This is a genomic window from Coprococcus aceti (assembly GCF_025567285.1).
Lineage (GTDB): Bacteria > Bacillota > Clostridia > Lachnospirales > Lachnospiraceae > Coprococcus > Coprococcus aceti.
Genome location: NZ_JAOQJT010000014.1, coordinates 1 through 13,459 on the forward strand (window position 1 = coordinate 1; position 13,459 = coordinate 13,459).

The 13,459-nt window shown below is 41.1% G+C and carries 20 protein-coding genes; 3 read left to right on the forward strand and 17 right to left on the reverse strand.

All coding sequences use genetic code 11. The annotated features are described in order from the left end of the window. The first annotated feature begins 261 nt into the window (after positions 1-261). A complete protein-coding gene (locus OCV54_RS13775; protein WP_055224596.1) occupies positions 262-801 on the forward strand; it encodes a DUF6120 family protein in 540 nt (179 codons plus the stop codon). 2 nt (positions 802-803) lie between these two features. Continuing rightward, complete coding sequence (locus OCV54_RS13780; protein WP_022216207.1) at positions 804-1,277, forward strand: hypothetical protein; 474 nt, start codon at positions 804-806, stop codon at positions 1,275-1,277. 88 nt (positions 1,278-1,365) lie between these two features. On the opposite strand, the gene OCV54_RS13785 is transcribed toward OCV54_RS13780, so the two are convergent. From OCV54_RS13785 to OCV54_RS13860, 16 genes are all read right to left on the reverse strand, one after another. Beyond that, positions 1,366-1,890: a hypothetical protein gene (locus tag OCV54_RS13785; RefSeq protein ID WP_022216206.1), complete on the reverse strand. Its 525-nt coding sequence runs from the start codon at positions 1,888-1,890 to the stop codon at positions 1,366-1,368. A gap of 27 nt (positions 1,891-1,917) precedes the next feature. Next, positions 1,918-2,199, reverse strand: coding sequence for a hypothetical protein (locus OCV54_RS13790; RefSeq protein ID WP_022216205.1), 282 nt, complete (start codon positions 2,197-2,199; stop codon positions 1,918-1,920). A gap of 3 nt (positions 2,200-2,202) precedes the next feature. Then, entirely contained in the window at positions 2,203-3,450 is a 1,248-nt protein-coding gene (locus tag OCV54_RS13795) for a hypothetical protein (RefSeq protein ID WP_055224598.1), read from the reverse strand. A gap of 3 nt (positions 3,451-3,453) precedes the next feature. Then, positions 3,454-4,800: a hypothetical protein gene (locus tag OCV54_RS13800; protein ID WP_055147868.1), complete on the reverse strand. Its 1,347-nt coding sequence runs from the start codon at positions 4,798-4,800 to the stop codon at positions 3,454-3,456. A gap of 40 nt (positions 4,801-4,840) precedes the next feature. Then, complete coding sequence (locus OCV54_RS13805; RefSeq protein WP_055147871.1) at positions 4,841-5,164, reverse strand: hypothetical protein; 324 nt, start codon at positions 5,162-5,164, stop codon at positions 4,841-4,843. Positions 5,165-5,193: 29 nt separating this feature from the next. After that, positions 5,194-5,490, reverse strand: a complete 297-nt coding sequence (locus tag OCV54_RS13810) for a WXG100 family type VII secretion target (RefSeq protein ID WP_055147874.1) — start codon at positions 5,488-5,490, stop codon at positions 5,194-5,196. Positions 5,491-5,695: 205 nt separating this feature from the next. Further along, on the reverse strand, positions 5,696-6,388 hold the full coding sequence (rplA, locus tag OCV54_RS13815) for a 50S ribosomal protein L1 (protein WP_015533477.1): 693 nt from the start codon (positions 6,386-6,388) through the stop codon (positions 5,696-5,698). Between the two features lie 55 nt (positions 6,389-6,443). Then, positions 6,444-6,869, reverse strand: coding sequence for a 50S ribosomal protein L11 (gene rplK, locus OCV54_RS13820; protein WP_015533478.1), 426 nt, complete (start codon positions 6,867-6,869; stop codon positions 6,444-6,446). A 43-nt stretch (positions 6,870-6,912) separates the two neighbouring features. Beyond that, positions 6,913-7,440, reverse strand: coding sequence for a transcription termination/antitermination protein NusG (nusG, locus tag OCV54_RS13825; protein WP_015533479.1), 528 nt, complete (start codon positions 7,438-7,440; stop codon positions 6,913-6,915). A gap of 15 nt (positions 7,441-7,455) precedes the next feature. After that, positions 7,456-7,668, reverse strand: a complete 213-nt coding sequence (gene secE / locus OCV54_RS13830; protein WP_015533480.1) for a preprotein translocase subunit SecE — start codon at positions 7,666-7,668, stop codon at positions 7,456-7,458. Between the two features lie 27 nt (positions 7,669-7,695). Further along, positions 7,696-7,845, reverse strand: coding sequence for a 50S ribosomal protein L33 (rpmG, locus tag OCV54_RS13835; protein WP_004849439.1), 150 nt, complete (start codon positions 7,843-7,845; stop codon positions 7,696-7,698). Between the two features lie 134 nt (positions 7,846-7,979). Then, positions 7,980-8,222, reverse strand: coding sequence for a hypothetical protein (locus tag OCV54_RS13840; RefSeq protein ID WP_055147877.1), 243 nt, complete (start codon positions 8,220-8,222; stop codon positions 7,980-7,982). Positions 8,223-8,260: 38 nt separating this feature from the next. Then, the gene (locus tag OCV54_RS13845) at positions 8,261-8,737 is read right to left on the reverse strand and encodes a COG2426 family protein (protein ID WP_055147880.1); all 477 of its coding nucleotides are present in this window, start codon (positions 8,735-8,737) and stop codon (positions 8,261-8,263) included. Between the two features lie 14 nt (positions 8,738-8,751). Further along, positions 8,752-9,546 carry an enhanced serine sensitivity protein SseB gene (locus OCV54_RS13850; protein ID WP_055147882.1) on the reverse strand — a complete coding sequence of 265 codons (795 nt, stop codon included), beginning with the start codon at positions 9,544-9,546 and terminating at the stop codon, positions 8,752-8,754. Positions 9,547-9,578: 32 nt separating this feature from the next. Then, complete coding sequence (locus tag OCV54_RS13855) at positions 9,579-10,406, reverse strand: zinc ribbon domain-containing protein (RefSeq protein ID WP_055224600.1); 828 nt, start codon at positions 10,404-10,406, stop codon at positions 9,579-9,581. An 81-nt stretch (positions 10,407-10,487) separates the two neighbouring features. Further along, positions 10,488-10,991, reverse strand: coding sequence for an HD domain-containing protein (locus OCV54_RS13860; protein ID WP_055147888.1), 504 nt, complete (start codon positions 10,989-10,991; stop codon positions 10,488-10,490). A 219-nt stretch (positions 10,992-11,210) separates the two neighbouring features. On the opposite strand from OCV54_RS13860, the gene murI reads away from it, so the two are divergent. Beyond that, positions 11,211-11,978, forward strand: coding sequence for a glutamate racemase (murI, locus tag OCV54_RS13865; RefSeq protein WP_015533484.1), 768 nt, complete (start codon positions 11,211-11,213; stop codon positions 11,976-11,978). Between the two features lie 269 nt (positions 11,979-12,247). Here murI and OCV54_RS13870 read toward each other — a convergent pair whose 3' ends face one another. After that, positions 12,248-13,450: a tyramine oxidase subunit B gene (locus OCV54_RS13870; protein WP_022216196.1), complete on the reverse strand. Its 1,203-nt coding sequence runs from the start codon at positions 13,448-13,450 to the stop codon at positions 12,248-12,250. Positions 13,451-13,459 lie beyond the last annotated feature (9 nt).

Below are 13,459 nucleotides of genomic sequence, written 5' to 3' on the forward strand. Positions count from 1 at the left end.
CAGCTTCCTTGTATCGACATTTATCTTATCCGACATAATCTTTCTCCATTCAATTATTTTGCATTTTTAGTATTACATCTTTTAAACCGTTTTGTCAACAATGGTTTTGTTTTTCTAAATTTATTTGTTTACTTTTTTGTAACTACCAGCCACATTTTGACAAAATTTGTTTATTAATGTCAAAAGCATTATTGATTTTCTGATATTTTAGTATAAAATAATATTAGTTCATATTGAAATTGTATTAAAAGGAGAATGAAAATGAACACCAACTCAGCCAACTCAGCATATGAAAAAAACGAAAAAACTGTAGATAAGTATATTAAAGCTATTAAAAAAGAGTTCCCAATATACAGAAAGGGGGAAAAGAGATATTTAAATATGCTGCGTAGTTCTATGTATGATTACGCAGTAAGTTTTGAAGGCGAGTTGATCACAGTATCACATCTGTCTGAAAGGTTTGGAAGTCCTAAAGATTGTGCCAATACATATATTGAATATTTAGGCGCAGATACTATATGCCACAACATGAACGGAAAGAAATATGGGAAATATATTTTCATTACCGCGCTTTCTGTTATACTGGGTTTTGCAATATGTATATCAGTTATGTTGTATAAGGAATGGCAGATATCCAGGCGTACTGATATTGCATCAACTACTATTGTCATTCAAAATAGTGTAGCGCCAAATGATCTATCTGATAAATCATGGATGGATTCTGTTGAAGACGCACCATTAAATAATAGCTCGGAAACTCAGAATAATGATAATAACAATAATACAGATACGGAGGAGTAAATATGAATAAAAAATTACGCAGATTATTAGCTATATGTTGTATGATTTTCATCTGTTTGTCTACAATAAACGTTCCAACTGTTAAGGCCGCAGAAGAAGATACGAGCGATGACTCTCTTACATTTGTGGAAGTTATCGAGGAAATGCCAACTCAGCCATCTCTGAGTAGAGCCACAAAAACAAAAACTGCTTCCAAGACTGTATACTGTAATGATTCCAACGGAAACGTTCTCTGGAGTCTTCAGATTGTCGCAACATTCAGTTATACAGGTTCTTCCAGCAAATGCACATCCGCTAAAGCTGCAGCAACTTCTAATAGTTCATATTGGAAGACGTCTATGTCCAGTTGCACAAGATCCGGCAACAAAGCAACAGCAACTGCAGTTGGAAAAAAGTATTCCTCAAAGGGCGTACTGCTTCAGACAGTAAATAAATCAGTTACTATATCATGTTCAGCTAACGGAACTATTTCCTAATTTCCTAGTTAGTTATACAAGATAAAGAACAAGGCCACATACCACACGAAATATCTTACAGATTTTTCATATGGTATGTGGCCTTATTTTATCTGTACCGGCCAGACACCCCTGCTAATGCAGATCTTATAACCAGCTCCAACGCAGTAGCAACAACATACAATGCTATGCATATTACCAACTTCACGCCCGTAGAAAGCTTCTCACTTTTAGCAACCATAAACGTCACAACTGCCGCAGTTCCGAGCAGCAAGCCTCCTATGGCACCACCCATTATTCCCCAATATTCTATAAAATATAATACATAAAATACTACTATCCAGGCAGGAGCTTTTTGATTAGCTCCTGCACCATCTGGATATGTTCCCAGATCCATTCCATCCATAATGAGACTGATACCACTCACTGCGCTTATAACCAGATTCAGTTCTTTTCCTGCTAACGGAACTGTATAGCTCAACTGTTTATCTTTTCTTAAGGTGCCTGTTCTCTCCAGTGATCTGAGCTTGAAAGCCTCCCCACCATTAATAAATATACTTCCTTTCATGTACTCCACCAGATATTGAACACCATCTATCTGTACATTCCAACCATATTTCTTTGTATCTGCCATTGCATTAACTCTCCCTTTTCCGTTAAATTATTTCTCATTTTGTTTTTTATAAATTTCGGATGCCTGCTCACTCATACTCATTGCCATATTATATGCTGCGGTATTTGTGTCACTAATTGCATTGTATAGCAGCTCAAGTTTACCTACGAATAAGGTCTCCGCTTCGCCCTTCCAATTCTTGTTAAAGCTTTCTGCCGATTGAAATAAACTATCTAGAATATATTGACTTATATTATTTCGGATTCCCAATATACCATTTATAGCAGATTCTATTTGAGCATACTCATAATCTGTTATTTTTTCCAACACAAATCACCTCTCCGCAACGTTTTTTTTGCTCTTTATATAATTTATATATTTATCAAGTTTTTGCTCTGATAATTTATCAAATACCACTGGCATACATGTATGATCAGCCATAGAATAGACTCCTGAAAATTCCAGAGAATCAACAAGTGCATATTCAACGCTCTCTGGAAGTTTATCTATACAATCCGCCACAAAAATAAATGTAAATGCACAGACACACAGATCATCACGCAGTGCTTCCACAATTCTATGATTTTCCAATAAAGCCATATCATCTATAAACACTATGTACCGCGTTTTCATATTTTCTACGCCGTCTCCACTCAAAGCCTTTCTTTCCTCGATTGCCTGTGCCAGCATGTCTAATACTTTTCCTCTTTTTTCAGGAGTGCCTGCTACAAGACTAATGCCCGTCTCCATCTGAGTTCTCGTGAATGACTCATATTTATTCCACCCCTTACTATTAACACTATCATACACAAATGCAACCTTAAGATCCTCTGGCACTTCACTTACCAAAATCTGCGTAGACAATGCCCTAACTATATCGTATGCCTTCCTCTTGTCACCTTGTCCTACTACGCCAAGTAATCCCACCTCGTCCAGACTTATAGCTTTGGGGATATCATGTATTATTCCGTATTCCTCTTTGAGTTTTTTATAGGTTCTCTTTAATTTAATATTCTGTGGTGTATTTACCATATTGGGAAGTATGATATGCTCTGATATATCCAGATCACCTGTTCCTAGTCTATATGTGAGCATTACATCTCCCTGATTACGAATCTTTTTCTCTCCCCTCATAATTCTTCTTATCAGATTCTCTGCCGGCACAAACCGTTTGTTCATCCATTCTAAAGCGGCTTCTCTGTAAGAAATTATCTGCTTGCTAACATCCTCCAAATAGTTCTCTCTTATTTTTTTTATTTTCTTTCTTGAGGGTCTATTTCGTAAATAATCACGAATACTATCATATAAGGCCACAAGAGCAATCACTATTCCTACTGGTACAGCCCCCAGAAGCATAAGCGTATATCTTGTAACGGAAGGGCTTGTATGCGGTTCACCTGTCATCTCCATATATTTATAATACGCATACACGCCCAAAACCGCATAAAATGCTAATATTTTTATAGCTGTCCATATATCTTCTTTATTTTTATTAAGTTGGGGAATCGCATGCAATTTGAGATCACTCTCCATGCTTGGAAATCTTTCAATAATATTTTTATTTGTATCTTCTCTAATCATTTCTTACCTAATAAATTTAATTTCAACATCGCTATCTAATGCACACTTTGCTTTCATGTATAGATCTTTTAAATCTCTATTTGATATACTCCGTCCTCTTGCATCAATAACTATTGTCTGCTTTGTTCCTGTGGGCAAATTTGCTTTCATTTTCTGGCTTCTTGTCGTGACATCTTTGATAAGCATTGCCCTTCCACTTTCATTTTGAATATTATAACTTCTGACATCAATACAACTTCCATCCTTATACAATGTCGGACTTATACTTCCTTGAGCATTACGCGTTGATTTTTCTCCATTTAAAAAAGCCTGATTTTGACTGTAACCTTCATTTTTACTTGTAATTTTCCGGACAGTTTTCTCTTTTGTCGAAAGCTTTCCAACCTTGCGCTTTTCTCCTTCCATTGCCTTATTTTTTTCTATACTTTTTGTTCTTTTTACGTCAACAAATTTCTCGCCAATTCCAACAGCAGTATCTATCGCTAAATTATATGTAAAATTCTCTTTATATTGAATTGCGGCATCCTCCAACGAAACGTTTCTACAATGTGATTTCTCTTGGGCGCAATATATGGATGTCGACAAAGCCGAATTCCCCGCCATTACTGCGAAGTTAACGCCATTTACATAACCGGTTATTTTATATTGCTGTAAAAAAGCTGCAGTATTAGTCATCGTCTTTGCACTTTTCACTATAGCCAACGTCTCCCCAAAACCTTCCAGTAATCCAGTGGCTCCACCTTCCAAAGCACCCCACATATATGCATCAGCAAAGGCATCCGCAGGATTTTCTCCATTTTTGCATGCCATATAACATGAATACTCTGCATTCATCATAGATGTTGTTAGAGAACCCCACGCCATGTCTGCCGTTACTGTCTCTATCATAGTTGCTGCTGTTGTACTTGTCATTGCGCCAGTAGACATCGCTGCAGCAGTAACCTCTGGTGCTACAATAGCAATCACCAGCAATCCCACTATTATGCTCGTCCCAATGACTATCTTTCCTTCATTTGTCTTTGCCCACGGGGTAATTGCATATTGATTTCCAAGGTCTATACCCATTTGAGTATATGTATCATTACACATCTTATACTCTTTGTATATATCTTGCAAAGCTTTTGAAAACTTGTTCAACCGATCAGCTTCTTCCACAAACTCATCATAAGTTCTTATAAGTGCTGGCATGTCATATAACCCATCTGCCATTTTGCTGTATCGTATAACATCCATCTGCCTTTTATACATATCTATGTAATCCCCAAAGTTTTTACTGACGTTATTAAATTGTTCTACTTCTTCCTCCAGCTTCTCAAGATGTACATATAGTTCTATACCAGTGCCGTCCATCATTTACCCCTTAATATTACTTTTTAACCCAATATTTCTTTTAGTTAATTACGTCTCCCGACAAAGATTCTCCAATATCCACATTAATTGCTTCCACAGCATCATAGCTTTCTGTAATATTTACAATATCCATATAGTAATTAGACATATCGTCTACGATCTCATTCATACGATCTGATTTATCTGCCATATCTTCATAAATCTCTGTCCATCCATCACTTTCCCAATACCCATTTATTTTGTTGCATGTTTCTATAATACTTCCAAATCGCACAAGCATATCCGCAAAGTTCTTCGCATATAGTTTTTCAAATAGCAACATTTGCCTTAATGGCACCACTATTATTTCTGTATCGCTTTCCACATAACCATTCCTTCCTGAACTTTTCCCGATCAGAGTTCCTGAATCCTATCCAATACAGAAGCTTCACACTTCTCAAACAATTTACACATGTCATAAACGCCATCTATCTTATCCTTAATATCACTATATAAAGCCTTCATATTGGTCATAGCATTTCGAAATCCTTCATCATAAGTTTTTGCGGCCGGCCCGCTCCACTGTGACGCAAGCTCTTCATATCCACACTGGATAACAAGTCTTTCGCGCATACTCGCGTCAATATCATCCTTCAACGCCTTTATATCCGCATGTAACTGTTTTGTATTAATATTTATTTTTGTTGCCATACTCATCCTCTCAATTTATGTTATATACAGTATCTTACTTTTGGATATAGTTGTCAATATGTATTTAGATAATCTATTTTATATTGATCAGTATTTATTGTCATCGTTTTTTGCATATAAAAAGCCCCACACCCTACGCAATATCCTGAAAATATCTCATAGGGTGTGGGGCTTTTGTGTGACTGATGCTCAGGTCAACCGGCTTTTATACGTAGCTTGTTGTGTTGATCTTTACACCAGGGCCCATTGTTGAAGCAATTACAACGCTCTTAAGGTACTGACCCTTAGCAGCGGCTGGCTTTGCCTTAACAATAGCATTTATTAAAGTCTGGAAATTCTCGTTTAACTGTTCCTCTGTGAAAGAAACTTTTCCCACTGGCACATGGATAATGTTGGCTTTGTCAAGTCTGTACTCTATCTTACCAGCTTTGATATCTGAGATAGCCTTAGCTACATCCATAGTAACTGTTCCAGCCTTAGGGTTTGGCATGAGACCCTTTGGTCCAAGTACACGACCAAGACGTCCTACAACGCCCATCATGTCAGGTGTTGCAACAACAACGTCGAAGTCTAACCATCCCTCGTTCTGGATCTTTGGCACGAGCTCGTCTCCACCAGCGTAATCAGCGCCTGCTGCAAGAGCCTCGTCAACCTTTGCACCCTTAGCAAATACGAGAACCTTAACAGTCTTACCTGTTCCGTGTGGAAGAACTACGGCACCACGAACCTGCTGATCAGCGTGACGTCCATCAACACCGAGTCTGAGGTGTGCCTCTACTGTCTCATCAAACTTAGCTGAAGCCATCTTCTTAACTAAAGCAACTGCCTCAGTTGCCTCGTAAGCAGCGGTCTTATCATAGAGCTTGCTTGCATCTACATATTTCTTACTTTTTATCATTATTATAAACCTCCTGTGGTCATATCGGGAGCGACCCTCCCACTAAATATCTGTATTACTCTTCAACTGTAACGCCCATTGAACGAGCTGTTCCAGCGATCATGCTCATAGCTGACTCAAGGCTTGCAGCGTTCAGATCCTTCATCTTAAGTTCAGCGATCTCCTGAACCTTAGCCTTAGAAATTGTTGCAACCTTAGTCTTCTTTGAGTTTGCAGAACCTGACTTGATGTTACATGCCTTCTTGATAAGAAGTGATGCAGGTGGAGTCTTTGTAATGAAGCTGAAGCTCTTATCCTGGTATACTGTGATAACAACAGGAATGATCATGTCACCCTCATTAGCTGTTCTTGCATTGAATTCCTTTGTGAAAGCAACGATATTTACACCGTGCTGACCAAGAGCTGGTCCAACAGGTGGTGCAGGAGTTGCCTTTCCTGCAGGTATCTGTAATTTGATGTATCCTTCTACTTTCTTTGCCATTTTAGCATTCCTCCAAAATACTGTGGTACAATCCACTTGATAATTACAACTTCTTGATATCAGCAAACGCAATATCAACAGTATTCACACGACCAAACATTTCTACTTCGATGGCTACGGTCTGTTTTGCAGTATTAATTGCCTTAATTGTTGCTACTGTGCCTTCCCAGGCACCTGAAGTAACCGTTATTGAGTCTCCCACTTCAACATCGATGACAACCTCCTCTGAGGTCTGATACAGATTGCTCAGCTCCTCATCAGTGAGTGGTACAGGCTTTCTTGGATCTGATCCGACAAATCCTGTAACTCCTCTGGTATTACGTACAACATACCATGTAACATCGTTCATGATCATGTTGATGAGAACGTAACCAGGAAGTATCTTTCTCTCGATCGACTTTGGCTTACCATTCTTAATCTCTGTGGCATCTTCAACCGGAACGACTACCTCTAAAATCTGGTCTTGTAAATTTCTGTTTTCTTTTGTTTTCTCAATATCAGCCTTTACTTTGTTTTCATATCCTGAGTAGGTATGAACAACATACCATCTTGCATTCTCTGCCTCTGACATATTCTTCACCATCCTTTACCCAACTATGAAATTCAAACCAATCTGGATCAACCAATCTACGATAGCTATGATACAGCCGAGTACGACTGAGGAAACAACTACCGCAAATGACTGTCTTGCAAGGGAGCTCTTGTCAAGCCATGTAATCTTTCTGAACTCTCCCTTTAATTCCTGAAACCAGCTTCTCTTGAGAGTATTTGACTTTTCTTCTTTACTAGATTTAGACATAACTCTATTCCTCCTTACTGGTTCAGACTATTTTGTCTCCTTGTGTACTGTATGAGCCTTGCAGAATCTACAGTACTTCTTTGTTTCCATTCTGTCTGGATGCGTTTTCTTATCCTTTGTCATATTGTAATTACGCTGTTTACAATCCTGACATGCCAATGTTATTTTAACGCGCATTTCCACTTACCTCCATTGTTATTTTAAGGCACAAAAAAAAGACCTCTTTCATCGCAAAGTCTACAATAACACAATCGACCTATGCAAGTCAAGAAGTCTTTTATATAATTTCTAGTATATTTGATCCTGTCCGTCTATCTTCCGTTTGTACTCATGTCTTTTATGACATCTATGAGATCCATGTCGGAATCTGTGAGCTTCACATTGGTACAAATGGTCTTGCCCTCTGTATCTGTGATCTTCACTTCTATTATATAGCCTTCCTTTATTCCTGCGGCTGCGGCTGCTCTGAGGAACATAGGGAACTTTGGATGATTCTGGACGAACCGCTCCCAGGCTCCTTTGATCTTAAACATCATTCCCGGATTAAATGCCATATTTATCAACCTCTCTGTAAATCTTACTTATATCAGTATTATTTCAAAAGACCTATCGCTCCGAACAATCCTATACTTCCAAGGTACATGATCACTCCTGCCATGACCACTCCCAGCATGACCATGATAACGCTTTTCTTCCAGTCAAGCTCAAGGAAGCTGGCTGCCAGTGTTCCTGTCCACGCCCCGGTTCCCGGAAGTGGTATTCCCACGAACAGCAGAAGTGCGATATACACTCCAGTGCCGGACTTTGCCATGAGCTTCTGTCCGCCGTGCTCTCCCTTCACAAGACACCATGTGAAGAATTTGCCTATGAATCTCTTGTCTTTTCCCCACTCAAGCACACGTCTTGCAAACCAGTATATAAATGGAACCGGTATCATATTGCCTATGACGCACACTATAAATGACGGTATACTCGGAAGCCCGAAGCCCACCGAATACGGTATGGCGCCTCGAAGCTCAAGTATTGGTACCATGGATATAAGAAATATAGTCAGATATTTTTTTAACATAACGATCCTCTCATTTAATTTTCAAGTCCGGCTCTAACATAGAACGGCTCTGTCACCTCTGTCACTTTCTTACCAAGCATGTTGTCTGCTCTGACCAGTGCCACCTCGATGCCAAATGAATGAGGCTTCATAAGAGGTATGAGTCCGGCAAATACAGGCTTCTCGTCTCCGTTTACCTCAAGAGCAACAAGATACTTATCCTCCTGTCCCTGCTCCTCCATCATCTGTATATACGCTCTGTCAACATTCTCTTTGTCTGCCAGATACTCTCTTGCAGCATCAAGCATCTGTATCGGCTGATACTTTGGTGTTCTGAGCTTGACTGTTGCGCCTGGCTTGATCTTGCTCTGTACAAGTCCTGTACGTGAGCTCTCTCTGTACTGACGGATAAACTCTCCTGATATAAAGCAGTTCTCAGTGAAAGGATTCATAGCTATTCCGCTTATGTTTCCATTTGAATTGAACACAAGATCCTCAAGCTGCTTATATGGAAGTATTATTCTCTGGAAGCCATCGTCAAACTGTGATGAAGCCATCGACTCATAATCTGTGAAGCATGGAAGTACCTTGTCTCCCTGCTCATTTGTCAGAAGTGAGAAGTTGATCTTCACTCCGTCCTGGAATGTAACCTTTCCATTCTCATCAGGCTTTGGCTCCTGGTCAAACTTTGCAGGAACTATAAATACTGCATGGACCACTGACTCAAAGAGCTGCTTAAGTGTATCCTTGTTCTCATTTTCTCTAACTGCGTGCATAGCCTCAACCAGCTCCACGTTCTCAATCTTTTTTCCAATGTCTTTTACGTCCATCTCGTTATCCTTTCATTAATTAAGTGTGTATTCTATCTCTTCTCACCGTAATACTCGTTGTAAAGCTTCACCGCTTCCTCATAGTGCTCTTCATCAGCCTTTGCCTGATCTGATCTCTTGGACAACACAAGGTCCGGTCTCACATCCGGCATGCTCTGGCCTATCCTTGAGGTAAATTCCGTAAAGAACTCCTGGCCACCTGCATATGATGCCATCGGTATAGCCACCATTCCCTTTGAGGTTGCAAATATGTATCCTCTGTTCACGTGATAGAACGGCTCTACAACGCGCTCATTCTCTACTATATCATCTATCTCGTATTTTCTCCACATAAATGGTATCTTACTGAAATATATCGCCTTGTCATCCATCTTCACCGCCGATGATACCGCTATCCTGCAGAATATCGCAAGTATAACGCTCACACAGAATGCAAGTATGACTGCAATCCTTCCCATACCTTTATTGAGACTGTCCACTCCAAATACAGCCACCACAATGAGGAACAGTATGAGCAGGCTTACTATGAATACCATAGGTCCAACTGTGGAATAACCTCTCATAACTCCGTTCTTATTCTTGCGGCATTTTCCGTAGTAGCTTATTCTTGAAGGCTTCATACCGAGATCCTCTCCACACAGAGGACAATACTTCTGGTTGACCGTACAGTTTGCCGGTATTGATTTGCCGCAGTGCGGACATCTGAAGAATATGGTGTTTATAATGCCTGATATAAGCGCAAGCACTACGAACATAATCCAGCCCATGCTTATATTTCCTGCAAATGCAAATACAAATATACACAGCACTCCTATTATAGGCAAAGCTGTAGACAGTAACTTTGATATATAAAGCTTCATCTTTCTCCTCCAAATCTAACAGCGGCGTCTATCCCTGCCGCCATCTCTGACCTGTTAAGTATAACATAATTCATCTTTTTTTCAATATTCCAGCGAAAAGAGCTGTCTGCACAGCATTTTGCCGGATTCCGTGGCAAATATATTATCGTATGCCGTCCTTATAGTATCTGCGTCCGCCTTATCCTCATACATGTTGACGAGGAAATCGGCCTCCACCAGTATCAGATAATCCAAACCGTCTATATTCCTGTAGGTGTGGTGATGTGCCACCAGATAACATGCCCTCTCCACTGCGGCATCTTCTGCACCTGCCTCTCTGAGCAGCCGTCTTGCCTCAGGAGGTCCCTCCTGTTCCTGCAGCTTGCCATTATTATATCCATATTTCAGTTCTGCGTTCTTTATGCCTATATCGTGGGCAAGTGCTGCGATCTCCAGGACCTGCATCTCGTCGGGCTCCATGCCCTCCATCTCAGCTATCAGCTTCGCAAATGAATGAACCTTCAGGAAGTGATGTACCCGTCTGGAATCCCCGGCATAGTATTCAATCATTTTCTCTTTTACTATAGAAACCAAATTTCGTGCCATGTCATCATCCGCCTTTCTTTATGACTCGTATCATTCTAACACCACTATTTGTGAATAGTCTATACAGTTTATAAACATTTAATCTTCCTTACGCCCGGATTTTCTGTTACTTCTATAATATATACTTCCGTAAGTTGTTTTTTATTGACTATAATAGTATAATTTTAGGTTGGAGATAAACTATCAACACAAGTGATACAAAACATTGGAGATTTTATTATGGACACACGTTCAATTGGAGTATTCGACTCAGGGCTCGGCGGAATAAGCGTTCTCCGCGACATCGTGGAGCTCATGCCCTGTGAAAATTATATATATTTTGGCGATTCGGCACACGCACCTTACGGAACAAAGACCAGAGAGGCTATTCTTGAGAGATCGGAGCAGTGTACCAATTTTCTTCTCGCAAAGGATGTGAAGGCGATCGTCATCGCCTGCAACACCGCCACAAGTGTTGCAGCCTCGACACTGAGACAGCAGTATCCTTCCATACCGATCATCGGTATTGAACCGGCTCTGAAGCCTGCGGTTCTGTGGAAGGAGCACGACAAGGTAGCTGTCATGGCCACCCCTGCCACACTGGCTCTACCTAAATTTCATGAACTCATGAAACATTATTCAAAGGAGTCCGATATTTACCCGGTTCCATGTCCGGGCCTTGCGGATTATGTGGAAAAGGGAATTTTCGATGGTGAGGAGATCACTGAATTCCTGAAGGGACTGCTCGCCCCATCTCTGGAGAAGCATGTGGATGCCATCGTTCTCGGTTGCACTCATTATCCATTTGTGGAGAAGGTTATACAGCGCATAGCCGGACCTGACGTGAAGATCTTCAACGGAGCGCACGGCACCGCCCTGGAGCTTCAGAGGAGACTGCGCATTGCTGAGCTACTCACACCTTCCATAGAGAAGGGCACTGTGGAGTTCTACAGCAGCAGCACAAACCCGGAAACCATTAAACTTTGTCACCAATTGTTTGAAGCGTAATTGACGGACGGCTCAAAACATATATCCAACATAAAAAAGTCCGTGTATGTACATGGTCAATCACGTTCTACAGCTGTCGCTTCAAGCATTTCTATATGCATGCGGCTCCGCACGCGATAAGGGCGTTTGCGTGCTATGCCTTAGCACAGAAATGCTCGAAGCTCGGCTGTATTCACTACCGATTGTCCATGTACATACACGGCTTTTTTGCTGAATATATGTTTTGAGCCTGACTACGACTTATTATTCAAAGCTAGTTCTCAGAATTGTTAAAATGCATATGGGTGATCCCAGACTTTGAGTTTCGTGCCGATATCATGGACAAGGGCATAGGTGTAACATTCATATGCCCATGCCACGTCCTCTGTCGGCATGCCCTCTATAGACACGAGTATTATCTCATCGTCGGATTCACGGCCAGGCTTCTTGCCGCGGATTATCTCCCCAAATGTAGTAAGAGAATCCCTCTCGATCAATCCATCCTGCACCATATAGACGAAGTCCTCTCCCATGCAGCCTGTGTGGAGTCTGTCGCCATTTTCATCGTATCCAACATTATCTTCCTCTGCATAATTCTCGTACATTCCGTAGTTGTCTATGACTTTTTTCAAGTCAACAATACTCTTATGCTCCATATTGAAGGTACTTGTAGAGATGACCAGCGCTCCGGGCTTGAGCCACTCTCGCTTGTACTCTGGCCACTCGCCCTCCTTGCATGAGACTGCCTCAGTTATGATGTCTGCATCCTTAAGTGCCTCCTCCATATCCTTGCACAGAACTATATTTTTTACCTGAGGATAATTTTCCTCTATGTACTCTTTCATCTTAATCGCATTTGCCGATGTCGGTGAGCTGCCCTTTATCTTGATGGTGTCTATGTCAAATCTCTGTGACATGATGGCTCTGAGACTTGATCTGCATATGACTCCAGGGCCGACCAGTGTGAGCACCTTTGAGTCATTCCTTGCCAGAAGCTTTGCCGCAAGTCCCGGCATAGCACCTGTTCTCATAGAACTAAGAAGATTTCCGGACATATATGCCAAAGGTTTTCCTGTCTCCACATCGTTGAGCATCATCATCAGTATGGAACGAGGGAGCCCTATGGCTCTGTTGTTGCCATTTGAACCGTACCACTTCTCTCCTGCCACATGGAATCTGCCGCCAAGATATGCCGGCATGGCGATGAATCTCCTGTCTCTGGCATTGTTGACCGGGAAATTCTCTATCGGTGACTTCTTTGGGAAGTACAACATAAGGCCATGTGCGTCATTGTACGGACCACCCATGAGGAAATCTCCGTCCTCCATGAGTCCCATGGTCTCCTCCATGACATCCACACATCTTCCCGGGTTGAGAACACCCGCATCTATCATATCCTCCTCGCTGAGGTAGAGGAAGCTTATATTCTGCTTGTCTGTTTCTATATTGCTCTTTCTTCCTGCCGCTTCTGATTCTACATCTCGGTTCTTCATAATTCTTAC

Excerpts from the sequence above, each read along its gene's own strand:
- OCV54_RS13775 (WP_055224596.1), top strand. The coding sequence starts at position 262 with ATGAACACCAACTCAGCCAACTCAGCATATGAAAAAAACGAAAAAACT.
- OCV54_RS13855 (WP_055224600.1), bottom strand. The coding sequence starts at position 10,406 with ATGAAGCTTTATATATCAAAGTTACTGTCTACAGCTTTGCCTATAATA.
- rplK (WP_015533478.1), bottom strand. The coding sequence starts at position 6,869 with ATGGCAAAGAAAGTAGAAGGATACATCAAATTACAGATACCTGCAGGA.
- OCV54_RS13850 (WP_055147882.1), bottom strand. The coding sequence starts at position 9,546 with ATGGACGTAAAAGACATTGGAAAAAAGATTGAGAACGTGGAGCTGGTT.
- OCV54_RS13800 (WP_055147868.1), bottom strand. The coding sequence starts at position 4,800 with ATGGACGGCACTGGTATAGAACTATATGTACATCTTGAGAAGCTGGAG.
- murI (WP_015533484.1), top strand. The coding sequence starts at position 11,211 with ATGGACACACGTTCAATTGGAGTATTCGACTCAGGGCTCGGCGGAATA.
- rpmG (WP_004849439.1), bottom strand. The coding sequence starts at position 7,845 with ATGCGCGTTAAAATAACATTGGCATGTCAGGATTGTAAACAGCGTAAT.
- rplA (WP_015533477.1), bottom strand. The coding sequence starts at position 6,388 with ATGATAAAAAGTAAGAAATATGTAGATGCAAGCAAGCTCTATGATAAG.
- OCV54_RS13785 (WP_022216206.1), bottom strand. The coding sequence starts at position 1,890 with ATGGCAGATACAAAGAAATATGGTTGGAATGTACAGATAGATGGTGTT.
- OCV54_RS13870 (WP_022216196.1), bottom strand. The coding sequence starts at position 13,450 with ATGAAGAACCGAGATGTAGAATCAGAAGCGGCAGGAAGAAAGAGCAAT.
- OCV54_RS13860 (WP_055147888.1), bottom strand. The coding sequence starts at position 10,991 with ATGGCACGAAATTTGGTTTCTATAGTAAAAGAGAAAATGATTGAATAC.
- nusG (WP_015533479.1), bottom strand. The coding sequence starts at position 7,440 with ATGTCAGAGGCAGAGAATGCAAGATGGTATGTTGTTCATACCTACTCA.
- OCV54_RS13780 (WP_022216207.1), top strand. The coding sequence starts at position 804 with ATGAATAAAAAATTACGCAGATTATTAGCTATATGTTGTATGATTTTC.
- secE (WP_015533480.1), bottom strand. The coding sequence starts at position 7,668 with ATGTCTAAATCTAGTAAAGAAGAAAAGTCAAATACTCTCAAGAGAAGC.
- OCV54_RS13810 (WP_055147874.1), bottom strand. The coding sequence starts at position 5,490 with ATGGCAACAAAAATAAATATTAATACAAAACAGTTACATGCGGATATA.
- OCV54_RS13840 (WP_055147877.1), bottom strand. The coding sequence starts at position 8,222 with ATGGCATTTAATCCGGGAATGATGTTTAAGATCAAAGGAGCCTGGGAG.
- OCV54_RS13795 (WP_055224598.1), bottom strand. The coding sequence starts at position 3,450 with ATGATTAGAGAAGATACAAATAAAAATATTATTGAAAGATTTCCAAGC.
- OCV54_RS13845 (WP_055147880.1), bottom strand. The coding sequence starts at position 8,737 with ATGTTAAAAAAATATCTGACTATATTTCTTATATCCATGGTACCAATA.